25 protein-coding genes and 1 pseudogene are annotated in these 22,059 nt (G+C 69.0%); 8 read left to right on the plus strand and 18 right to left on the minus strand.

Annotated elements, in window-relative coordinates:
* Window positions 1-16: 16 nt before the first annotated feature.
* Window positions 17-631: pseudogene (locus L0C25_RS09195) on the plus strand (GGDEF domain-containing protein); the annotation flags it as partial.
* 18 nt (window positions 632-649) lie between these two features.
* Here L0C25_RS09195 and L0C25_RS09200 read toward each other — a convergent pair.
* From L0C25_RS09200 to aztD, 4 genes are all read right to left on the minus strand, one after another.
* Entirely contained in the window at window positions 650-1,306 is a 657-nt protein-coding gene (locus tag L0C25_RS09200) for a DedA family protein (protein WP_333908591.1), read from the minus strand.
* Window positions 1,307-1,458: 152 nt separating this feature from the next.
* A complete protein-coding gene (locus L0C25_RS09205) occupies window positions 1,459-1,986 on the minus strand; it encodes a gamma carbonic anhydrase family protein (protein WP_271636182.1) in 528 nt (175 codons plus the stop codon).
* A gap of 62 nt (window positions 1,987-2,048) precedes the next feature.
* A complete protein-coding gene (locus L0C25_RS09210) occupies window positions 2,049-2,660 on the minus strand; it encodes a DNA-3-methyladenine glycosylase I (protein WP_271636183.1) in 612 nt (203 codons plus the stop codon).
* Between the two features lie 30 nt (window positions 2,661-2,690).
* A complete protein-coding gene (aztD, locus tag L0C25_RS09215; protein WP_271636184.1) occupies window positions 2,691-3,929 on the minus strand; it encodes a zinc metallochaperone AztD in 1,239 nt (412 codons plus the stop codon).
* A gap of 101 nt (window positions 3,930-4,030) precedes the next feature.
* Here aztD and lhgO point away from each other — a divergent pair, with 101 nt between their 5' ends.
* Window positions 4,031-5,221, plus strand: coding sequence for an L-2-hydroxyglutarate oxidase (gene lhgO, locus L0C25_RS09220; RefSeq protein ID WP_271636185.1), 1,191 nt, complete (start codon window positions 4,031-4,033; stop codon window positions 5,219-5,221).
* A gap of 71 nt (window positions 5,222-5,292) precedes the next feature.
* Here the strand turns inward: lhgO and L0C25_RS09225 are convergent, their stop codons facing one another.
* The 5 genes from L0C25_RS09225 to L0C25_RS09245 form a co-directional block, all read right to left on the minus strand.
* Entirely contained in the window at window positions 5,293-6,009 is a 717-nt protein-coding gene (locus L0C25_RS09225; protein WP_271636186.1) for a lipoate--protein ligase family protein, read from the minus strand.
* 15 nt (window positions 6,010-6,024) lie between these two features.
* Window positions 6,025-6,780, minus strand: a complete 756-nt coding sequence (locus tag L0C25_RS09230) for an amino acid ABC transporter ATP-binding protein (protein WP_271636187.1) — start codon at window positions 6,778-6,780, stop codon at window positions 6,025-6,027.
* Window positions 6,780-7,562, minus strand: coding sequence for an amino acid ABC transporter permease (locus L0C25_RS09235; RefSeq protein ID WP_271636189.1), 783 nt, complete (start codon window positions 7,560-7,562; stop codon window positions 6,780-6,782). The genes L0C25_RS09230 and L0C25_RS09235 overlap by 1 nt, the downstream gene beginning before the upstream one ends.
* 34 nt (window positions 7,563-7,596) lie before the next feature.
* Entirely contained in the window at window positions 7,597-8,394 is a 798-nt protein-coding gene (locus L0C25_RS09240; RefSeq protein ID WP_271636191.1) for a basic amino acid ABC transporter substrate-binding protein, read from the minus strand.
* Window positions 8,395-8,533: 139 nt separating this feature from the next.
* Window positions 8,534-9,907: a M14 family zinc carboxypeptidase gene (locus tag L0C25_RS09245; RefSeq protein ID WP_271636192.1), complete on the minus strand. Its 1,374-nt coding sequence runs from the start codon at window positions 9,905-9,907 to the stop codon at window positions 8,534-8,536.
* 246 nt (window positions 9,908-10,153) lie between these two features.
* Between L0C25_RS09245 and L0C25_RS09250 the strand changes: the two genes are divergently transcribed.
* The 4 genes from L0C25_RS09250 (at window position 10,154) to L0C25_RS09265 (ending at window position 12,964) form a co-directional block, all read left to right on the plus strand.
* Entirely contained in the window at window positions 10,154-10,933 is a 780-nt protein-coding gene (locus tag L0C25_RS09250) for a class I SAM-dependent methyltransferase (RefSeq protein ID WP_271636194.1), read from the plus strand.
* A gap of 158 nt (window positions 10,934-11,091) precedes the next feature.
* The gene (locus L0C25_RS09255) at window positions 11,092-11,418 is read left to right on the plus strand and encodes an ArsR/SmtB family transcription factor (RefSeq protein WP_271636195.1); all 327 of its coding nucleotides are present in this window, start codon (window positions 11,092-11,094) and stop codon (window positions 11,416-11,418) included.
* A 2-nt stretch (window positions 11,419-11,420) separates the two neighbouring features.
* Entirely contained in the window at window positions 11,421-12,041 is a 621-nt protein-coding gene (locus L0C25_RS09260) for a cation transporter (RefSeq protein WP_271636811.1), read from the plus strand.
* A complete protein-coding gene (locus L0C25_RS09265) occupies window positions 12,041-12,964 on the plus strand; it encodes a cation diffusion facilitator family transporter (RefSeq protein ID WP_271636196.1) in 924 nt (307 codons plus the stop codon). The genes L0C25_RS09260 and L0C25_RS09265 overlap by 1 nt, the downstream gene beginning before the upstream one ends.
* A 19-nt stretch (window positions 12,965-12,983) precedes the next feature.
* On the opposite strand, the gene L0C25_RS09270 is transcribed toward L0C25_RS09265, so the two are convergent.
* Window positions 12,984-13,775, minus strand: a complete 792-nt coding sequence (locus L0C25_RS09270; RefSeq protein WP_271636197.1) for an LLM class flavin-dependent oxidoreductase — start codon at window positions 13,773-13,775, stop codon at window positions 12,984-12,986.
* A 29-nt stretch (window positions 13,776-13,804) separates the two neighbouring features.
* Window positions 13,805-14,782 carry an NADPH:quinone reductase gene (locus L0C25_RS09275; protein ID WP_271636198.1) on the minus strand — a complete coding sequence of 326 codons (978 nt, stop codon included), beginning with the start codon at window positions 14,780-14,782 and terminating at the stop codon, window positions 13,805-13,807.
* 96 nt (window positions 14,783-14,878) lie between these two features.
* On the opposite strand from L0C25_RS09275, the gene L0C25_RS09280 reads away from it, so the two are divergent.
* A complete protein-coding gene (locus tag L0C25_RS09280; RefSeq protein ID WP_271636200.1) occupies window positions 14,879-16,240 on the plus strand; it encodes a flavin monoamine oxidase family protein in 1,362 nt (453 codons plus the stop codon).
* Window positions 16,241-16,338: 98 nt separating this feature from the next.
* On the opposite strand, the gene L0C25_RS09285 is transcribed toward L0C25_RS09280, so the two are convergent.
* The 7 genes from L0C25_RS09285 to L0C25_RS09315 form a co-directional block, all read right to left on the minus strand.
* On the minus strand, window positions 16,339-16,992 hold the full coding sequence (locus L0C25_RS09285; protein WP_271636201.1) for an alpha-ketoglutarate-dependent dioxygenase AlkB family protein: 654 nt from the start codon (window positions 16,990-16,992) through the stop codon (window positions 16,339-16,341).
* A complete protein-coding gene (locus L0C25_RS09290; protein WP_271636202.1) occupies window positions 16,989-17,591 on the minus strand; it encodes a methylated-DNA--[protein]-cysteine S-methyltransferase in 603 nt (200 codons plus the stop codon). Before L0C25_RS09290 ends, L0C25_RS09285 begins: the two co-directional genes overlap by 4 nt.
* Window positions 17,588-18,103, minus strand: a complete 516-nt coding sequence (locus tag L0C25_RS09295) for an RNA polymerase sigma factor (RefSeq protein WP_271636204.1) — start codon at window positions 18,101-18,103, stop codon at window positions 17,588-17,590. Before L0C25_RS09295 ends, L0C25_RS09290 begins: the two co-directional genes overlap by 4 nt.
* Before the next feature lie 75 nt (window positions 18,104-18,178).
* Window positions 18,179-18,403, minus strand: a complete 225-nt coding sequence (locus tag L0C25_RS09300) for a hypothetical protein (protein ID WP_271636205.1) — start codon at window positions 18,401-18,403, stop codon at window positions 18,179-18,181.
* 190 nt (window positions 18,404-18,593) lie between these two features.
* Entirely contained in the window at window positions 18,594-19,130 is a 537-nt protein-coding gene (locus L0C25_RS09305; RefSeq protein WP_271636206.1) for a glycoside hydrolase family 9 protein, read from the minus strand.
* Window positions 19,084-20,481, minus strand: coding sequence for a glycoside hydrolase family 9 protein (locus tag L0C25_RS09310; RefSeq protein ID WP_271636207.1), 1,398 nt, complete (start codon window positions 20,479-20,481; stop codon window positions 19,084-19,086). Before L0C25_RS09310 ends, L0C25_RS09305 begins: the two co-directional genes overlap by 47 nt.
* A gap of 43 nt (window positions 20,482-20,524) precedes the next feature.
* Window positions 20,525-20,929, minus strand: coding sequence for a VOC family protein (locus L0C25_RS09315; RefSeq protein ID WP_271636208.1), 405 nt, complete (start codon window positions 20,927-20,929; stop codon window positions 20,525-20,527).
* A 128-nt stretch (window positions 20,930-21,057) separates the two neighbouring features.
* On the opposite strand from L0C25_RS09315, the gene L0C25_RS09320 reads away from it, so the two are divergent.
* Window positions 21,058-22,053: a sigma-70 family RNA polymerase sigma factor gene (locus L0C25_RS09320; protein ID WP_271636209.1), complete on the plus strand. Its 996-nt coding sequence runs from the start codon at window positions 21,058-21,060 to the stop codon at window positions 22,051-22,053.
* The last annotated feature ends 6 nt before the right edge of the window (window positions 22,054-22,059 follow it).

Here is a 22,059-nt window from a genome sequence, read left to right on the forward strand (position 1 = left end):
GCTCGGCGCGTGGGCCATGACCGCCTACTGCATCGTCGCTTACGCGGCCACCTCGTTCGCCGGTTACCCGACGGCCGCAGCGATCGCCCACCTCGGCGCGGTGGCCGCCGGCCTGTGCGGGATCACCGCGGTCGTCGGGTCGGTACGCAACCGCGAGCTCGCCCTGCTCGAGCAGCTCCGCGTCGAGGCACACGTCGACAGCCTGACCGGGCTGGCGACGCGACGGGTACTCGCGAACGCGTTCACAGCACACGCGTCGGACCACGGCCGAACGCCGGTGTCGCTCGTACTCGCCGATGTCGACGGCCTCAAGGCGATCAACGACGCGTACGGCCATCCGGCGGGCGACCGCGTGCTGATCGAGCTCGCGACCCTGGCGATGATGACCGCGCGAAGCGACGACGTCGTCACCCGACTCGGCGGCGACGAGACCGGCGTACTTCTGCCGAACCGCACGTACGCACAGGCGATCGCGTACGCATCGCGGCTGGAGCGGGCACTCGGTGCGATCGACGTCGCGCCCGGGTCACGCCGGCGGATGTCGATCAGCGTCGGCGTCGCAACGGCGCCGTACGACGGCACCGACCTCGACTCGCTGTACGCCGCTGCCGACCGGCGGCTCTATCGCGCCAAGCGGACTCGCGCCGCGTCAGACCGTACGCCGCCGCCGCAGCACGCGAACCGCGATGAACGCGACGACCGCGACCACGACCACGGCGATCACGACGTTCTGGAACGCTCCGACGTACTTCTCGACCTCGTCCCACCGCTCGCCGAGCCGGTAACCGGCGATGACGAAGATGGAGTTCCAGATCAGGCTGCCGGCGGTGGTGAGGCCCAGGAACGTGGGGAGCCCCATGCGCTCGAGGCCGGCGGGGATCGAGATCAGGCTCCGGAAGATCGGGATCATCCGCCCGAAGAAGACGGCCTTGCGACCATGGCGGGCGAACCACGCCTCGGCCCGGTCGACGTCCTGGAGCTTGACGAGGGGCAGTTTGTCGACGATCGCACGGAGCCGGTCACGCCCGAAGAGGACGCCGACGTAGTAGAGCACGGCGGCCCCGACGACGGATCCGATCGTGGTCGCGATGATGACGGCGACGAGGTTGAACTCGCCGCGGCTGGCGGTGAATCCCGCGAGCGGCAGAATGATCTCGCTGGGTAGCGGCGGGAAGAGGTTCTCCAGAGCGATCGCGATGCCGGCGCCGGCGACGCCGAGCTTCTCCATCATGTCGACGGCCCAGCCGGCGACACCGGTCGTCGGCTCGCCGGCGGTGGAGCTCGCGAGCAGCGCGTGGCTCAGCATGCTTCGACCGTACTCACGTTGGGCATTGCGGGCCTTCCTCGTTGGGCAACACCGTCAACGTACGTGCATCGCCACTGATCGGAGTCGACCCACGGTCGGGTACGCGCGCGGCACGTCATACCGCGGGAGGAGGGGTCACCCGGGCTCATGACCTAGGCCGGACCGGCACTTCGGTGCGTCTCGCGCAACTCAACGTACGTACGCCCGTTGTCGATGACGCCCTGGCGCTCCTCGTCGGTGAGCTCGCGGCGTACCTTGCCGGGTACGCCGGCGACCAGGGAACCCGGTGGCACCTGAGTGCCCTCGAGTACGACGGTGCCGGCGGCAACCAGCGATCCCTCGCCGATCACCGCGCCGTTGAGCAGGATCGCACCCATGCCGATCAGGCAGTTGTCCTCGATGACCGCGCCGTGGATCACTGCCCGGTGACCGACCGAGACACCCGTGCCGAGGCGCACAGGGAACCCGACGTCGGTGTGCACGACCACGCCGTCCTGCAGGTTGCTGTCGACACCGATGTCGATCCGCTCCTTGTCGCCGCGCAAGACAGCGGTGTACCAGAGGGACGCGCCCTCACGCAGCACGACGTCGCCGAGGACGGCAGCACCCGGAGCGATCCAAGCAGTGTCGGAGATCTGCGGCGTCACGCCGTGTGCGGACCGGCGGATGTAGTCGTTCAAGGCAGCCCTCCTCGGGGATTCTGGTGCGCGCCCAGAGTACGGGCCGACCCGCGCCCGCTGCCTCAGAGGTCGCGACAGCCGCGCCGGTGGCAGTCTGCGAGGTGGGTGTCGACCAACCCGATCGCCTCCATCAGCGCATGGGCCGTCGTCGGCCCGACGAATGCGAACCCTCGCCGCTTCAGGTCGCGGGCGAGTTCCTTGGACTCCGCGCTCGTCGTCGGTACGTCGGCCGGCGTACGCGGGGCAGGTGGATCGTCGATGCGGTACGACCAGATGAGCGCGTCGAGACCACCGTGCTCGCGGAGGTCGACAGTCGCCTGCGCGTTGCCGATCGCGGCGACGATCTTCGCGTGGTTGCGCACGATCGCGGCGTCGTCCATCAGCCGGTCGATGTCGTCGGCCTCGAAGGCGGACACCTTGTCGGGGTCGAAGTCGCAGAACGCCTCCCGGAACGCCGGCCGCTTGCGCAGAATGGTCAGCCAGCTCAGCCCGGACTGGAACGCCTCGAGGGTGATGCGCTCGAGCAGCGCCTGCTCGCCGCGTACGGGCATGCCCCACTCGGTGTCGTGGTAGTCGCGGTTGATCGGGTTGGTCGCCGCCCACGGGCACCGGAGCAGGCCGTCGTCACCGACGACCGCCCCGGTGCTGATCGGCGCTCGGTTGTCCGGGCTCATGCCCGCCAGTGTGTCGTAAGGCCCGGACAGTCAGCCGCCCACACCGGTCAGCTCGTTCGGCGTCCGCGGCAGCGTGATGCTCGCGGTCACCTCGCCCTTCGCCAGATCGACGCGATGCAGCTCATCGGTGGCGGGCTCGGTGACGTACGCGGTGTTCGCGTGGAGGAACAGCGTCGGGCGGGTCAGCTGCCAGTCGACCGGCTCACGCCATGAGCCGACGACCGGAATCGAATCCGTACGCTTGCCCGACACAGGGTCGATGACATGCAGCGCTCCGTCGGTGCCCAGCACGATCGCCTCACCGCGCGGTCCACGCCCGAGCGAACGGAAGCTGTAGCTCGTACCGAGGTCGACGAGTCGGATCGTCTCGCGCGCGGTGTCGATCAGGCTGACCCGGTCGGGCCGCTCCAGCTCGGCTTTCGGATCGACCTTGTAGTCGCCGAGCACGATCGGCGACTCCTCGGCACCGACCTGGGTGCCGATCCGGCCGTACGCGTCGGGGCTCGCGATCTTGGTGAACCGGCCGCTGTCGTAGACGAGTACGCCGTCCTCGCAACCGAAGACGACGCGGCCACCGGCGGCGCCGGCCTCCCCGTGCACATCGGGGCACTTCTCGTTACGTACGACCTCGCGGCCCGCGGCGTCGCGCACGGTGACACCGGGGCGGGTCTCCTCGTTGCCGACGCTGGTCGCCAGTCCGCCGTTCGGGAGCGGCACCGCAACGCCGTGGTGCGGCTGTTCGGCGCTCAGCACCGTCGATGCGGGCTTGCCGTTCGCGAGGTCGGAGGTCTCGAAGATCTCGATGCGACCGGTGCCGTCACTGAACAGTGCAGTGTGGTCGGCGTGGTGAACGACGTGCCCAGGATGGTCGGTCTCGAACGTCACGTCGGTGAGTTCCGGCTGCGCGGTGAAGTGGTGCTCGTGGTCACCGTGCGCTTCGCTCCAGGCGCCCGTGTCGAGCACGCGGAAGGCGGCGTCGGTCGACACGATCACGTGCCGGTCATCGCCTGCCGGATTGACGCGGGTGAAGCCGTCGAGCTCGACGGTCTCGAGCAGTTCGAGGGTGTTCGCGTCGAGCACGTGCAGCCCACCGTCGTACGTGCTGACGAGCCGCGGGGTCGCAGTGGACATTTCCTGCTCGGTCGCCGTGGGGTCCTTGGTCGCTGCGGACTTCGACTCGTCCGGGTCCGAGCCGCAGGCCGCGAGGAACAGTACTGGCGTGAGGAACGCGGCGGCCCTCGCGCGCCGCGTACGGAGGTCGTTGGTCATGGCCGACACTCTAAATAGAAACGACTCTCATTAGCAACTGAACAGTTGAGCGGCCGCGGGGCGTACGCGGTTGAGCCGATCTGGCATAGGCTGCGGGAGCGATGAGGTATGACTACTGCGTGGTCGGCGGCGGCATCGTCGGGCTTTCCACGGCCCGCGAGCTGCTGCTGCGGCGTCCCGGCGCGAGCCTCGTACTCCTGGAGAAGGAGTCGGGACTCGCCCGTCATCAGACCGGCCACAACAGCGGCGTCATCCACTCGGGCATCTACTACGAACCCGGTTCGTTCAAGGCCGAGCTCTGCCGGCGCGGAGTCCGGGCCACGCGCGAGTTCTGCTCCGAGCACGGGATCCCGGTCGCCTCGACCGGCAAGCTGATTGTCGCGACGAACGCGACCGAGCTCGGCCGGCTGTCCGCCCTGGAGGATCGCGCGGTGCAGAACTCGATCGAGGTCCAGCGCCTCGACGCCGCCGAGCTCCGCGCCGAAGAGCCGAACGTGGCAGGCGACGCCGCCTTGCTCGTACCGTCGACCGCCTGCGTCGACTACGGCCTGATCTGCGAGGCGATGCGCACCGAGATCGAGAAAGCCGGCGGCGAGATCGTCACCGCTGCCGAGGTGACCGCGATCCGCGAGGATCCGGCACAGGTGCTGGTGTCATCGACCGACCACCTCTGGCAGGCCGATCAGCTCGTCGTATGCGGCGGGCTCCAGTCGGACCGTCTCGCCCGGATGGCGGGCGTCCGCACGAGCGTACGCATCCTGCCTTTCCGGGGTGAGTACTACCGCTTGCGCGATCAGCGTTCCGACGTGGTGAGTCGGATGATCTACCCGGTACCTGACCCGGCGCTGCCGTTCCTCGGCGTGCACCTGACACCGACCCTCGACGGCGGCGTCACCGTCGGGCCGAACGCAGTGCTCGGGCTGTCCCGGGAGGGCTACCGCCGCGGGGCCGTCTCCGTGCGCGACGTACGCGAGATCGCGAACTTCCCGGGCTTCTGGCGGCTCGCGCGTACGTACGCAGCCGTCGGCGCGGCCGAGCAGTGGCGGTCGTTGTCCCGTCGAGCGTACCTCGAGGAGTGCCGGCGGTACTGCCCGTCGTTGACTCTCGACGACCTGCTTCCTGCGGAGGCCGGCATCCGCGCGCAGGCCGTCGACTCCCGCGGCACCCTGCTGCACGACTTCGCGTTCGAGCGCACCGGGCGGATGCTGCACGTCCTGAACGCCCCGTCGCCGGCGGCGACGTCGGCGATGCCGATCGGCGAACTGATCGCGGGCCGGGTGCTCGAAGGCTGAGGCCCGCTGGGCCGCACGCTGATGCGGGACACGCCGGCGTGTCGCCTCACGAACGTGCGGCTCAGCGGGGTTTACAGCTCGTGATCGGGCAGCAGGTCGCGGGCCTCGGCCAGGGTCCGCTCATCGACAGCCGCCAGCCGGTCGACAGAACCGGGGTACGCGGCCAGCACCGCTCGCTCGACCGCATCGATGCCCGCGCCCACCTCGTCGCGAACGGAACCGACGGAGGTGGTGGAGAACGGGAGCTCGAGCGCGTCGTACACCTGGTGCAGCAGCGGCGCCAGCTCCGCGGTGCCGTCGACGATGACGACCGCACTGAACAGCCACGCGTCGCGTACGACCCGCTGGGCGGTGCCGACCAGCTTCACGACTCCGCGCGCGTTCACGGTGTACGCACCGGGGCAGTACTCGCCCGGCACCTCGCCGACCCGGGCGTCGACACCGAGCCCCCGCATCGCGTCGGCGAGCAGCTCGCCGTACTCGACGAAGCGGCGGCGCATCCGCCTGCCCGGATCCTGCTCGGGGCAGATGTGGTCGATCGCGACGGCCGCACGCGTGTACGCCACGGCGCGCCCGCCCGGCGAGCGTACGACCGGCACGAACCCCGCCGCACGGCACGCTGCGACCGCCTCGGGCATACCGGCGCGGCGTACGTCGCTGCGGCCGAACGCAACCGTCGGCACGCTCGGACGGTAGACGCGCAGCGTCTCGCCCCGCTCACCGCGACTCGCCTGGCTCAGCAGGGCATGGGCGATCGCGACATCGGTCGTGGGGTCCTCAGCTGTCATCGCAGCTGGTCGCGCTCACAGGACCTTCGAAAGGAACACCTGCGTACGCGCGTGCTGCGGGTTCGACAACACGTCGTCCGGCGGGCCCTGCTCGACCACGACACCGCCGTCCATGAACACGACCCGATCGCCGACCTCGCGAGCGAAGCCCATCTCGTGGGTGACGATCATCATCGTCATGCCCTCGTCGGCGAGCTTGCGCATGACCCCGAGGACGTCGCCGACGAGCTCTGGATCGAGTGCGCTGGTCGGCTCGTCGAACAACATCATGTCGGGGTCCATCGACAGCGCTCGCGCGATCGCGACCCGCTGCTGCTGACCACCCGAGAGATGCGCAGGGTAGGCGCCCTCCCGGTCGGCGAGGCCGACCTTCTCCAGGTTGTGCCGAGCGATGTCGACCGCCTCCGACTTGCTGCGCCTCTTGGCGCGCTGCTGGGCGAGCGTCAGGTTGCGCAGCACGGTCAGGTGCGGGAACAGGTTGAACTGCTGGAACACGATGCCGATGCGCGCGCGTACACCGTCGAGGTCGGTCTCGGGGTCGGTGATGTCGATGCCCTCGACGAAGATCCGGCCGTCGGTCGGCTCCTCGAGACGGTTCACGCAGCGCAGCAGCGTCGACTTGCCCGAGCCCGACGGACCGATCACGCAGACGACCTCACCCGGGTCGACGTGGAAGTCGATGCCCTTGAGCACCTCGTTCTTGCCGAAGTACTTGTGCAGCCGCTCGACCTGGATCGCCGGCACGTTCTCGCTGGACCGGACCTCGGCCATCATCGGCTCCTCTGCATCCGGCGCTCCATGTACGCGACGAGCTGGGTCAGCGGGATCGTGACGACGAGGTACATCAAGCCCGCAATGACGAGCGGCGTCGAGTTCGAACTCGTCGAGACCGCATCCCGGGCGAACGTCGTCAGCTCACGATCCTGGAGGGCCATGCCCGCGATGAACAGCAGCGCGGTGTCCTTGATCAGCACCACGACCTCGTTGGTCAGCGGCGGGATGACGATCCGGAACGCCTGCGGCAGCGTCACGGAGATCATCGTCCACGACGGACCCATCCCGAGCGATCGAGCGGCCTCCGTCTGCCCCTTCGGCACCGCCTGGATGCCCGCTCGGATCGTTTCGGCGATGTACGCCGCCGAGACGACGATCAGGCCGAGGATCGGCAGGATGTACCGCGGCTCCGGCTGCCACTGGAACGCGATCGGCACCGCGAAGGCGAAGCCGAAGATCACCAGCAGTGCCGGCAGGCCACGGAAGATCTCGATGTACACGGTCGCCAACCAGCGGTACGGCGCCACCGGCGACAGCTTCATCAGCGCGAGGAGCAGGCCAAGGACCAATCCGCCGATGAACGCCATCACCGTGTAGAAGATGGTGTTCTTGGCCGCCGTTGTCACGACGTCGGGGAACTGCTCTTTCGCGATGTCGACGTCGAGGAAGTTCGTCTTGACCGCGTCCCAGTCGGTGATCAGGACGACCACGAGGACGAGGACGACGAACAACAAATACAAGGCACCGCGGTTCACCTTGGTGCGGGTCGTGCGCTTCACGTACTACTCCCCTCGTCGGGAGCCCTGCAGCCCATCAGTTCGCGGTCGAGAAGTACTTGTTGTAGATCTTGTCGTACGAGCCGTCCTTCTTCAGCTTCGCGAGCTGCTCGTTGACGCCCTCGAGCAGCGCCTCGGCACCCTCCTCCTTGACCGCGAAACCGTACGACTCATCCGTGTCGTACTCCTCGACGATCTGGAAGTCGCCGTCTTCGGTGTGCGTCAGGTTGACCGGGAGGTCCTGCAGGATCGCGTCGATGCTGCCGGACTTGATCGCCTGGTACAGCTCGGCGTCGCTCGGGAAGGAGACCAGCTCCGCGTCGTCGGGGGCGTTTTCCTCGGCGTACAGCTTGCCGGTCGTACCCTGCTGGACACCGACCTTGGTGCCGGACAGGTCATCGATCGACTGGATGTCGGAGTCGGACGGAACCAGCAGCGTCTGCTTCGAGTCGTAGTACGGCTCGCTGAAGTCGATGTTGGCCTCCCGCTCCTCGGTAATGGTCATCGCACTGGCGCCGATGTCGCACTGCCCGGCCGCGAGCGACGCGCCGCTCTGCAGGCCGTCGAAGCCGACGTCCTTGACCTCGAGCTCCAGGTCGAGTCCCTTGGCGATCGCGGCCATCAGGTCCATGTCGAACCCGGTGTAGCCGCCGCCGTCCTCGTACTCGAAGGGCTCGTACGGAATGTCGGAGCACACCGTCAGGGTGCCTTCGCTGATGGTCGAGATATCCGAGCCGGAGCCGGAGCCACCGCCGCCGTCGTCGTCGTCCGATCCGCATGCGCTGAGCGCGAGGGTGGAGGCGGCGAGGATCGCGGCCAGAGTCTTGAGTCGCATCGGCGACCTGCCTTTCATGTTCATCGGCGGCCGGGGCCGCCCCAGTCTACGCACGCCGTAAGGGGCGGGTACGGCGATCGGGTCATGCTCGTCGAACCGGAACCGGTTCGTTACCAGACCGCCGTACCCGCCCGCGGGATCAGCTTCGCGGCCTCAGGTCACCGCACCTCGACAGCACGCGGCGTACCTTCTCGCCGAGGTCGACGTTCACGCGCGTCGTCGACCGTCCGGTACGCGACTCGCAGGTCAGCACCCACGGCTCGGTCAGGAAGCCCTTCTGGTTGCCGTGCAGGCCGTCCTCCTGGTACGGAGGCACGGGCCGGTACGACGGGTTGACGGCGATCTTGAACTTGCCGTTCTTCCCGACCTTCGCCTCCGAGCTGAGCTTCTGCTCGAAGCCGTCGGGGTGGACGGAGCCGTCGGCGTGCTCGAAGCTGCCGGTGTACATGTCGAACGACTTGGTCAGCGTCAGCTTCGCTCCGGCGGGCGCCTTGCCCGTGATCGCCGAGTGCTCCTTGCGGTCACCCGCGGTGTCGAGCGCGACCATCAGCGAGTTCTGGTTGCGTTCGTAGGTGTCGACGACCTCGGCCTCGAAGTCGCGGCCCTCGAAGTCGTCGCTCGGGCAGGTCTCCGTCGTGGTCGACAGACCCCGGGTCGCGTAGTACGACCAGTCGATCGCCTCGCCGGTGGTCTCGTAGTCGTCGGCGGATGCCTTCGCCTCGTACGTCGGGCCGAGCTTGCCCGCCATCGATGCCGCCATCGAGTGCACGCGGCCGAGGTCCTGGATCGGGCCGGCCGCCTTCTGCAGCGGCGGGTAGAGCACCAGCTGAATGCAGGTGTGCTGGGTGTTGAACACCGTCGCCTGCCGGGTCGAGAGCAGCCAGCGGACGTTCTTCGTCTCCGGCTCCGACCAGGGCGCCGAGCCGTTCGCGCCGTTCTGGCCGGGCATCCAGCCGAAGCCGTAGTTGCGGTTCATGTCGACGTTGGTCGCGGTGCGCCGCTGGTCGGCGACATAGCCGTCGGTGTTGATGATCGGCACGATCACCACTCGGGTGCGCTTCAGCTCGCGCTTGACCGGCCCGCGGTCGGCGTTCTCCGCGAGGTGGTACGCGTACTCCATGGTGAGCTCGGCGCTGGGCCACTCGTTGCCGTGGTGCGCGCCGACATCGACGAACACCGGCTTGCCGTCCTTGGCGTTGACGTTCTTGGTGATCTCGAGGCCGTGCACCGTACGTCCCTGCGAGGTTTCGTACGGCAGCGCGAACTTCTTCACCGTGTTGGGGAAGCGCCGGGCCAGGTCGGACATGTCGCGCTCGAAGTCGCCGAGCGTACGGAAGTCGGTGCGGCCACTCGGAAGAGTCGTCGACTTCTTTTGGTGCTGTTTGGCCCCTGCGTCGTCAGGTGCCGCGGCCGTCGCGGACGACAGCGTCGCCCCGACGAGGCCGATGGTCGCCAGGCCGGCCAGCAGCCACCGAGAACGCGTGCCGTTCGCCCTGCCTCGTGTCGATCTCATGTCTTACCCTTCGGTGAGTACGGATCCCCGATGCGCACCTACCGAAGCAGTTGTTGCGATCTCACGACAATGCGGGGTGGCGTTTCCCCATCTCGGATACGAGATCGGGGGCGCCGGCGGCGGGACAAATAGACATTTGTCATGCCCAGGCGTAACAAATGTCTATTTGTTGGCCGCTACCTCGACGCGCGGGCCGCACCGTACGCTCGGACTCAGCGGGGACGCTGACCGACGAACGGTAGGACGATGACCGACCACCATGCGCGGATCGTCGCGGCCTTCACCGAGCAGGCCGAGACGTTCCAGGACCCCCACCTCAACACGGCGTTCACGAGCGCACTCGACTGGCTCGTCGACCTGATCGACCCGGCCCCGCACGACGCCTGGCTCGACGTCGCCGCCGGCACCGGCCTCGTCGGGCGTACGTTGGCGCGCCGGGTCGGACGGGTGCTGTGCGTCGACGCCACCGAGGCGATGCTGGAGGCGGGCCGGAACGAGGCCGCGGGCGACGGGATCCACAACGTCGACTTCGTGCTCGGCGACGCGCTCGACCTCCCGGTCGCTCCCGGATCGTTCGACGGGGCCGTCACGCGCTTCTCGTTCCACCACCTCGAGGAACCGCGAGCCGCGCTCGCGACGATGGTGGATGCGTGCCGCCCAGGTGGGCGCATCGTGGTCAAGGACCTGATTGCCTCCGCCGAGCCGGGCGTACGCGAGCAACAAGATCGCATCGAGGCGCTGCGCGACGACTCCCATCTTCGGATGGCGCTGCCGGGTGAGATCGCCGACTGGGGGCGAGAGCTCGGCCTCGAGGTCGAGGCACCGGTCGTACGCGAGCTCGATCGCCCGCTCGAGCCGTGGCTCGCGCAGTCGTGTACGCCACCCGACCGTTCGCACGTCGTACGCGAGGCGCTGACCGCCGAGCTCGACCGCGGCGAGCGGACCGGCATGCGGCCGCATCGGCGCGGGTCTGAGCTGTGGTTCCGGCAGACGTGGGAGGTCACGCTCGCCACCAGGCCGGGGTGAGGTTCGCGTGCGCCTTGTTGCGATCGGTTGTGCACCGGTCGCTACCTAGTGGATCTGGGCGTAACCGGTCGCATTCCGTTTGATATCTGGGCGTAACCGATCGCAAACGGCATCGTTCAGCCTTTCCTGAATACAGATTCCCATGTAACGTTCGCGGCATGGAGATCTCGACGCGCACCGACGCGCTCGCCCGCTTCGGCCACGCGCTCTCGGACGGAACGCGTACGTCGGTGCTGCTGGCGCTCAAGGACGGTCCGGCGTACCCCGCCGACCTCGCCGAGCGCGCCGGCGTCTCGCGCCAGGTGATGTCGAACCATCTCGCTTGCCTCCGCGGATGCGGGCTCGTCGTCGCCGTTCCCGAAGGGCGGCGGACGCGGTACGAGCTCACCGACTCCCGGATCGCGCACGCGCTCGAGGATCTCGTCAGCCTCGTGCTGGTCGTCGACCCCGAGTGCGCGCCGGCAGACGAGGTGGTGCCGTCGTGACCATGACACCGATCGCGTCCGACCGCCGGTCGGTGCTGACCCGGCGCGTACGGCTGTTCGTGGCACTCACGATCACCTACAACGTCGTCGAGGCGGTCATCGCACTCGTTGCGGGTTCGCGGGCGTCGTCGAGCGCGCTGATCGGCTTCGGGCTCGACTCGGTGATCGAGGTGTCGTCCGCCGCGGCCGTCGCCTGGCAGTTCGGCGGTCGCGATCCGGAGGCGCGCGAGCGGGTGGCCTTGAAGGTCATCTCGGTCTCGTTCTTCGCACTGGCCACGTACGTCGGCGTCGACGCCGTCCTGTCGATCTTCGGCACCGGTGAGGCGGAGCCGTCCACGGTCGGCATCGTGCTCGCTGCCGTGAGCCTTGCCGTCATGCCGACCCTTTCGTACGCCCAGCGCAAGGCCGGCCGAGAGCTCGGCTCGCGCTCGGCCGTCGCCGACTCGAAGCAGACGCTGCTGTGCACGTACCTCTCGGCGGCAGTGCTCGTCGGGCTCGGCGCGAACGCGCTGCTCGGCTGGGCGTGGGCCGACACCGTCGCCGCCCTGGTGATCGCAGTCGTCGCCGTCAAGGAAGGCCGCGAGGCGTGGCGCGGCGAGGCGTGCTGCGGAGACGACCACTGATGGGTCACGACCACGGGCACACGGCTCGGGCGGAGTCCACGCGACAACGCCGACGGCTCGCGATCGTGCTCGCGATCACCGTGTCGATCATGGTCGCCGAGGCCATCGGTGCCCTGATCACCGGAAGCCTTGCACTGCTGGCCGATGCGGGGCATGCACTCACCGACGCTGCCGGACTCGCCATGGCGCTGACGGCCGCGCACCTGGCAGGTCGACCGCCGAACCGCAAGCGCACCTGGGGATTCCTTCGCGCAGAGACGATCGCCGCTGCCGTCCAGGCACTGCTGCTCCTCGCGGTCGGCGCATACGTGTTCGTCGAAGGCGTGCTGCGACTGTTCGAGCCGCCCGAGATCGAGGCGGGCGGCGTGATCGTGTTCGGTGTCATCAGCCTGATCGGCAACACCATCGGCATCGCAATGCTCGCGACGGCCCGCGGCGACAACCTCAACCTGCGCGCCGCGTTCCTCGAGGTCGTCAACGACACGCTCGGCTCCGTCGCGGTCATCGCCTCGGCGGTCATCATCGCGACGACGGGATGGGACCGCGCGGACGCGATCGTCTCGCTGCTCATCGGGCTGGCGATCCTGCCACGCACGATCGTGCTGCTACGCGACTCCGGCCGGGTGCTGCTCGAGTCGACGCCGACCAACCTCGACCTCGACGACGTACGCCGGCATCTGCTCGAGATGCCGCACGTGCACGACGTACACGATCTGCACGCCTCCCAGATCGCGAGCGGAGTGCCGACGCTCAGCGCGCACGTGGTCGTCGACGACTCGTGCTTCCGTGACGGACACCTGCCGAGCATGCTCGACCAGCTGCAGGCGTGCGTCGCCGAGCACTTCCCGATCAGCGTCGAGCACTCGACGTTCCAGTTCGAGTCTGCCGAACACGCCGACCACGAGTCCGGTGCGCATCCCTGACGTACTGTCCAGTTCGACCTCACGCGGTGAGGGGCGCGACCTCCTCGGCGACGAAGCGTACGTACGCGACCGGATCTTCGTCGGCGGTCGGCTCCAAGACGACCTTGTCGGCGCCCGCGTCGACCATTGCGCGTACGCCTTCGGCTGCCGCCGCGGCGGCACCTGACCGGGCCGTCATGTAGACGGTGACGGGCGGCGCAGCGTCGCGGCCGGCACGGCGACGACCGTCGTCGATCAGACTGCCCGCCTCACGCACGCCGTCGACCGTCGTGCTCGCGGTCAAGATGACGCCGTCGGCCACCTCGCCACACAACCGCACGGAGCGTGGACCGGTCGCACCGGCGAGCAGCAGCGGTGGCGGCGACGGCGGCCAGTCGAGCGCGACCTTGTCGAGTCGTACGTAGCGGCCTTCGGTCGTGACCTCCTCTCCGTGCAGCAACGCGCGGAGCGCGGTCGCGTACTCGCGCAGCAGGGTGACCGGCGACTCGACGTCGGCTCCGACCTGGCGCATCCAGGGTTGGACGCCATGGCCGATCCCCGCGAGTAGCCGGCCCGGAAACAGCCTGTCGATCGTCGCGATCTCCATCGCCGTGATCGCGACGTTGCGCAACGGCACAGGCAACAAGCCCACCCCGATGCGCACCCGCTGCGACCACGCGAGCGCCGCGGTGGCGGTCGCAATGCCGCTCTCGAAGAAGCAGTCTTCCCACAGCCAGAGCTCATCGAGCCCGGAGTCATCGGCCGCGCGTACGACCTCGCGCAGTCGCTCAGGTGGGTTCTGGGGCAAGAAGATGGCGCCGAGCTGAGTCATGCGGCGATCATGCATCAAGGGACCGACAGTCACGGTCGGACGATGAGCCGCCCGCGTACGTCTCCCGCCTCGATCCGGGCATGGGCGGCCGCCGCGTCCGTCAGCGGAAGCTCGTCGGCGATTCGTACGTCCAGCAGGTCGCGACTGAGCAGGTCGTTGATCATCGCCGCCGCGGCGGCGAGGTGGGGTACGGATGCGCGGCTGATGACGAACCCGTGCAGGGAGACGTCGCGGGTGTAGAACCCGCGCGCGGGCAGCCGCTGGTCGCCGGCACCGGCCGCCGACATCAGCACCCGTCCACCGATCGCCACCGCTCCACTGGCCATGGCTACGTCCTGCCGTCCCGAGGTGTCCCAGAAGACGTCGAACCCCGACGGCGCCGCGACCGCGAGGGTGGCGCCCAGATCCGGGTCGCGATAGTCGAGCACTTTGTCGGCCCCCGCGGCGAGGCACCAGTCGTGGTCGTCCGGCCGGGCGCTGGCAACGACCCGCGCGCCGGCGTACGTCGCCATCGCGAGCGCTGCTCGGCCGACGTTCCCGGCCGCGCCTCCCACGTACACCGTCTGGCCGGCGCGGAGACCGGCGTGGACGAACCAGCCCAGGTACGCGGTCGCCGCCGGGTGTGCGACCGAGACCGCTGCTGTCGGCTCGACGCCCGCAGGCAGTCGGTACAGCCGCGACTCGGGCACGACCGCGTACTTCGCGAACGTTCCCTGCCGACCACCGTGCCCGAGGCTGTTGCACCAGACCTGGTCGCCGATGGTGAAGCCCGTGCCCGCACCCGCCGCCACGACCGTGCCGGCCAGGTCACGGCCGATCACGAACGGGAACGGCGTCGGTGTCGGGTACACACCCGACCGCACGAGTGTGTCGACCGGATCGACAGTCGTCGCCTCGACCTCGACGAGTACGTCGGTCGGACCCGGTCGCGGCACGGGCAGCTCGCCGAACCGGATCGACTCGGGCGGGCCGAGAGACTCGATGTACGCGGCCGGCATCGTGTCCATGGGCCCTCCTTTGAAGAGTTTGGTGCGTATTTCACCACTGCACCGTGCTTCGATGGTGCAATACGCACCAAACTCCCCACCCGCGCGAGGAGCGACATGGCCCAACAGAGCGAACTCGAGGCCGACATCGCCGTCGTCGGCGCCGGTCTGTCCGGACTGGCTGCGGCGAGGCGGCTGGTCGCGTACGGCAGGTCGGTGGTCGTACTCGAGGCGCGCGACCGGGTAGGCGGTCGGCTGCTGAACGAGCCGATAGGAGGCGGCGCCGTTGTCGAGGTCGGCGGGCAATGGGTCGGCCCGACTCAGGACCGCGTGCTCGCCGTGATCGACGAGCTCGGCCTGTCCACGTACGCCACGTACGACGAGGGCGACAAGCTGTTCGAGATGAACGGGCGCATCCGTCGGTATCGCGGCGAGGTGCCGCGACTGAACCCCGTCGTGCTCGCGGACATCGCGCAGGCGCAGTTCCGGCTCGACCGGATGAGCCGTACCGTGCCGCTCGAGCGTCCCTGGGAAGCTCGGAACGCCGAGCAGTGGGATCGCGAGACATTCGCGTCGTGGATGCACCGCAACGTACGTACCGCAGGGGGTCGGGCGTTCTGCACTCTCGTGTGCGAGGCGGTGTGGGCGGTCCATCCGGCCGACCTGTCGCTGTTGCATTTCTTGTTCTACAACGCATCCGGCGGTGGTCTGGACCGGCTGATCTCGACCGATGCCGGGGCGCAGAAGTGGCGAGTGACCGACGGCTCGCAACGCATCGCCGAACGCATGGCCGAAGACCTGGGTGAGCAAGTCGTACTGAGTTCGCCGGTACGCCGCATCGAGCAGCATTCGACCGGCGTCGCCGTGACGTCGGATCGCCACCGCGTGCGGGCGGCGCACGTGGTCGTGGCACTGCCACCGACGCTGACCAACCGGATCGCGTACGACCCGCCGCTGCCGGGGATCCGCGACCAACTCTGTCAGCGGTACGCCCAGGGCACCGTGATCAAGACGATGGCGGTGTATCCGGAGCCGTTCTGGCGCGAGGACGGCCTCTCCGGCCAGGTGACGAGCGCGACCGGACCGGTCAAGGTCTGCTTCGACAACTCGGTGCCCGGTGACGGCCGCGGCGTACTCCTCGGGTTCCTCGAGGGCAACCAGGCCCGGACCCTCGGACAGCTTCCGCTAGCGGAGCGCCGCGAGCAGGTCCTCGACTGCTTCACCCGCATGTTCGGCCCACGCGCAGCGAAGCCCAAGACGTACATCGAACGCAGCTGGGCCGAGGAGGAGTGGACGCGAGGCTGCTACGGAGGATTCCTGCCGCCGGGTGGATGGACTGGGCACGGCCGCGCGATCCGCGAGCCGGTCGGCCGGGTCCACTGGGCAGGCACCGAGACCGCGACCGTATGGAACGGGTACATGGACGGGGCCCTCACCGCCGGTGAGCGAGCGGCCGACGAGGCACTCGCCGCGCGCTGAGCCGGGTCGCCCGCCGGTGCACGATTGACGGCTCGCCGGTGCACGATTGACGGCTCGGCGATGCAGCATAGACGACTCACCACTACGGGACCGTCGACTCAGCGGAAGCCGGACTCGCGCACGGTGATGTTCAGGCGCCCCGACGAGAGCCCGTTGTCCGCCAGGCAGCTGCCCGGGCGAACCTTCTGAACGCCGTGGTACGCGAAGCGCGCGGGCCCGCCGAACACGAACAGGTCGCCGGAGCACAGCTCGATGTCGGTCCACGGCCGGTTGCGGTTCTCGGTGTTGCCGAACCGGAAGACGCACGCGTCCCCGATGCTGAGCGACACGACCGGCGCCGTCGACTCCTCGTCCTTGTCCTGGTGCATGCCCATCCGGGCGGCGTCGTCGTAGTAGTTCACCAGGGCGATGTCGGGCCGGTACGCGGTGCCGGCCGCCTCGTCTCCGTAAGCCTCCGCAACGGCACGGCGCCCGAGGTCGCCGAGCCAGTCCGGGAACGGCGTCACCGGCGCCCCGTCGACGTCGTCGGCGGTCCGGGAGTAGCGGTACGGCCGCCAGTGCCAGCCGAGACAGACCGTCTGCACGCTCATCTGCCCGCCACCCGGCGTCATTGCGGCACGCATCGGCGCCGGGCCTCGTGCCCAGTCACGGCAGGCGTCGACCAGCTCGCGTTGCGCATCGACGTCGAGCCACTCCGGTACGTGCACTGCTCCGGGGACGATCTCGGACCGCGTACGCGGCAGCAGGCTCACGCGGCGGCTTCGAGGTCGAGCAGCGTCCGCTTCGCCTCGGCACCGCCGACGTACTGTCCGGCGGTCCCGTCGGAGCGTACGACCCGGTGGCACGGCACCACGACGGGCAGCGGGTTCGTCGCGCAGGCGGTGCCGACGGCGCGAACCGCCTTCGGGTTCTCGACGAGCCGCGCCACGTCGGCGTACGTCGCAGTCGAGCCGTAGGTGATGTCCGGCAGATGCGTGATCACGTTGCGGCGGAACCCGGTCGCGAGACTCAGGTCGAGCGGCAGGTCGAAGACCGTACGGACTCGGCCGAAGTACTCGTCGAGCTCGCGGGCAACGGTGTCGAGACTCGCCGGCCGCTCGAGCACCCGCGGGCTGACTCGTTCGGCCAGCTCGCCGAGCACCGCGTCACTTCCCTGATCGACGTACGCGACGCGGACGAGTCCGCGTTCGGTGGCGGCCACCAGAAGCCGCCCGACGGGCGAGTCGATCGTCCGGTAGGCGACGTCCAGAAGGCCGTCCGCAGCAGCCGCGTCGGCAAGCCGTGCGTGCAGTCGCCGGAGGGTTTCGTCCTCGCCACGCGACAGCGCGGCGAGCATGTCGTCGGTGTTCATGAGGATGCTCCTTGCTCTAGGTCTCGCCGCTCGCGCGCGTAGGTCGCGCGCAGGGTTTTCATCCCGTCGGCGGCCGCGCGGCGGGCGGCCGACTCGGTGTTGCCGAGAAGCGTCGCAATCTCGGCGTAGGGCATGCCGACGACGTAGTGGTACGCGATCGCCTCGCGCTGCTTACGCGGCAGCCCGGCGAGCGCCCCCCACAGCTCGTCGTCGCGCTCGGCCGGATCCGGGTCGGTAGCCGACAGCTCGGCGCTATCGGCTACCGGAAGGACCTCGACGGGCACCGGGTTGCGCGTACGCGTGCGATGTTGGTCGATCGCCTTGCGTTTGGCGATCGTCACCAGCCACGCCTCTACGTTGCTGCCCTCGGGCAGGTCGGGGTACGCGCGCATCGCGGCGATGAACGTCTCGGTCCACGCGTCGTCGGCATCGTCAGGGCCGAGTACGGCGCGGGCGACCCGAAGCACGGTCGGCCCGTGCTCGGCGACGATCTGCTCGAACGGTTCGGTCATGCCCTGAAGACGCCCGGGGCGACGGACTCGTGAGATGCGCGCGGCATGCCAGCAACCGTACGACGTACAAGCGCATCAACCCGCGGGCGCGGGCACCTCCGCGCGGGGCCGGGTGAGCAGCGACCCGATCACGGCGCAACCGACCGCGATGCCGAAGCCGGCGTACAGGCCGAACAGCAGCCCAGAGATCGCGCCGGCCACGAGCGCCGTACGCGAGCCCCAAACCGTGACGTTGCTGTTCTTCGCCCCCATCGTGAACCGGGCCCGGCGATCGCGCTTCCAGATAAGGCCGACGAGCATCAGCGGCACTACGCTGCAGGCAAGCAGGGTGTACGCGCGGGCCCGGCGTGCACGTAGCGACCCGTCCGGTGGTCACCGCCACCGGCGAGCGGATGTCGTTCGACCTGCATGTGGCGTGGTCACGCGAACGACACACCCCGCTGTGCAAGGAGTTCGCGATCAGCCTCGCGACCTTCCACCAGTCGCGCAGTCACCTGGCGTCGAGCGCGAACGCAAGCGCCGAAACCGCCACATAGTCGATCGCGGGCTCCGTCGCCGCCCACGCGCGTGCGTCGTCGAGGTAACGCGCACCTCTCCCGTCGAAGCGGGCGAACGGGTTGCCCCGGCCCCTCGGGCAGCGGCGAGCGTACGCTCCCGGTTTGCCGATCCCTTGGAACTCGGACCGCTCGGCCGGGCCGTTGCTCACGGCGCCGACGAGTCGCGGGTGCTTGCCGTTGCGGGAGCCGACGAGGTTGGCTACCTGGTGGTGCGGGCAGCGCGGGAACCTCTCGCCGGCGCCGACAACGAAGGATGCGCCCCAGGCGTTGGCACCGAGTACCCAGTCGCGCATGCCGGTGGCGAAGCGCTTGTACGTACGGTCGTGGCTGAGGTTTCTGTAGAGGCGTTCGGTGACCGCGACGCCGAGCGCGAAGTCGGAGCCAGGATCCTCGTCTCCGCCGTATCCGAGCGGTTGGGCGTACCTACGCTTGGCGACGCGCAGCTGGAAGCGTAGGTCGCGTACGAGCACCCGCCTCGAAACAGCGAGCCCCCCGACCACCGCGCCTAGACAATGCGCGGGCGAGGTCGGCGTGCGCGATCGCGCTGTTGTCGTCACGCGCGAGGGTGTACCAGCCGTGATGCGGACCACGCACGTACGCGCGCGCCCACCGCGCCGCACGCCTCAGGTCGCGTCGTACGTGCGGCCGGCCGAGCTTGCGCGTGGCGACCGCGATCTCCGTTGCGCCGAGCTCCATGTCGTCGCGCCACTCGTCCTCCTCGTAGTACGAGTGCGGCGACGTCGTGAGCAGGCGGCCCGCGTTCTTCGTACGCGCGAGGTGGAGCACCGTCCGCGCCTTGCGCAGCAGTGCGCGGGCACGGTCGGGGTGTTTGCGTGCCTCCAACTGTGCGCCGAGCGCGAAGACGGCAGCCAGCCGGCCGGCCAGGTTGGGGCTGATCCGGGCACCCGGTTTGCCCGCGCGGAACGCCGGCCGGTGCTTGATGAAGAATTTCGGGTCGCCCCGACGTACGCGCAGCCGATCGTCGCGCTGCGGAAGCCGCCACAGATCGTGGTCACCGACGACCGACTTGCCGCCGTCGCCGATGCCGACCTGGTACAGCAGCGTCTTCGTCCGGTCGCGCCACATCTTGTCGAGCCATCGCAGCCCGTACATCGCCTCCCGGCGCAGCCGCTTGTCTCCCGGGGTCTTGCGCGCCGCGACGAGCAGCAGCGCATCGGCGTACGTCGACGTCTCGACGAACTTGAGATAGTCACCGGCATCGAACCAGCCGCCGCTCACATCGACCGGCCCGGCGATCTTGCGCGGCCTGCCGACGAGTCGCCCGTGGCGATATCGCGGCTTGGCGTACGTACCCGCACGACGGTCAGCGAGATGGCTGGGCCTGCGGTGCAACTGCCCGCTCGGCACGTTGGACCCGTCGCGCTGCGTGCGGAAGAACATGACGGCGTGACGGCGCAGCGGCCGGTACAACCGGCGACCGGGCGCGATCCGAAACCCTGGCGAGCGACCGTTGGCGCTCCCACGCACAACGATCCGGTACGTGCCTCGTCGCTGCAGCCCGCCCAGGCGGATTCGGTACACGTGGCGCCACCGCTTGCTCCAGCGCCCGACGTCCTTGCCGAGTCGGCCACGGCGCACGACCTCTCCCCGGCGTACGACCACGTACCTCGCGTGGGGCGCGGAGCGCCGGGTCATCGCGTACGCGACCTTCGGCTCGTGCGGCAGGTAGCCGACCTGGTTGACCCGTACGAAGGCCCGATTCACACCGGCCTCCGGCGCCGCGGCGTGGGCCGGTGGCGCGGCGAGCAACGCGCTCGCGCATGCGAAAGCCCCGACGAGTGCGATCGTCCGACGGATCATCCGCCGATTCTCGCACCCGCCGAGGCCCTGCCTGCAGTGCGCTTCAGCCCTGCATGGCGCTCGGGTCCATCCACATGACCTCCCACTCGTGGCCATCGAGATCCTCGAACGCTCCCCCGTACATGAAGCCTTCGTCCTTGGTCTCGCGAGGCTTGCGGCCACCGGCCTCGACCGCCTTCGAGATCACCTGGTCGACATCCTCTCGGCTGTCGGCGCTGAGGGCGAGGATCGCCTGCGCGCTCGTGGACGCGTCGGCGACCGACTTGTCCGTGAAGGTGCTGAAGAAGTCGCGGACCAGCAGCATCACGGTGGCCTGCTCGTTGACGACCATCGCGGTCGCGTTGTCGTCGGTGAAGTCGGCGTTGAACTCGAAACCGAGCGCAGTGAAGAACGCGACCGACTTGTCGAGGTCGGCGACGGGAAGATTCACAAACAGCATGCGGGACATCGGGCAATCCTTCGTTCGTTCGGTTGCGTACGACGGGAAGACGCGAGCTGCGTACGAAACTCATCGCCACCGAAGGAGTTCCGTCGAGCGAGACCGAATTGTCATCAGGTCGCTATACGATCGGCACCATGTCGTCCCATGTCGTGACCGACGGTCCCACCGGACCCGTCACCGAAGAAGATCTCAACCGGGCATTCGCGACCCACCGGCGCGAGCTCACCGGGTTCTGCTACCGCATGCTCGGCGCCGGCGCAGAGGCCGAGGACGCCGTACAAGAAACCATGGTTCGGGCCTGGAAAGCGTTCGGCGACTTCGAGGGTCGTTCGTCCCTGCGGTCATGGCTCTACCGGATCGCCAACAACGTCTGCGTCGACATGATCCGCAGCCCGCAGCGAAGGGCCCGGCCGATGGAGATGGGGCCAGCGGGATCGACCGACGCCGTGCTCGGCGAGCAGCTCGGCGAGCACATGTTCGTCCAGCCCGTGCCCGACGAGCACGTCATCGACCTCGCCGGCGACCCTGCCGACGTCGCGACCGCGCGCGAGTCGATCCGGCTCGCGTTCGTTGCGGCACTGCAGCATCTGCCGGCGCGACAGCGGTCGGTTTTGATCCTGTGCGAGGTGTTGCGCTGGAAGGCGGCCGAGGTCGCGGAGCTGCTCGACACCAGCGTCGCATCGGTCAACAGCGCGCTGCAGAGGGCCCGGGCGACTCTCGCGTCTGTGCAGGGTGAGCCGCTCGACGCGAGTAGCGACCCCGATCAGGCCGCGCTGCTCGCCAAGTACGTCGACGCGTTCGAGCGGTACGACATCAAGGCGCTCGTCGACCTGCTGCGCGAGGACGTCGTGCTCTCGATGCCGCCGTGGGACCTCTGGCTCGAGGGCCCCGACGACTTCGCCGGCTGGTTCCTCGGGCAGGGCAGCGTCTGCCGCGACGGCAAGCTCATCCCCGTCGACGTCAATGGATCCCAAGGCTTCGCGAATTACCACAAGGTCGCCGACGGCGTGTGGGACGCGTGGGCGATCCAGGTCATCGACGTCGCCGGCGGCAAGATCATCGGCCACCACAACTTCATCTATCCCGAGCTGTTCGAGACGTTCGGGGTGCCGACGCGCATCGAGGCGTGACCGAGC

Origin of the sequence: Solicola gregarius (genome assembly GCF_025790165.1) — a bacterium.
GTDB lineage: Bacteria > Actinomycetota > Actinomycetes > Propionibacteriales > Nocardioidaceae > Solicola > Solicola gregarius.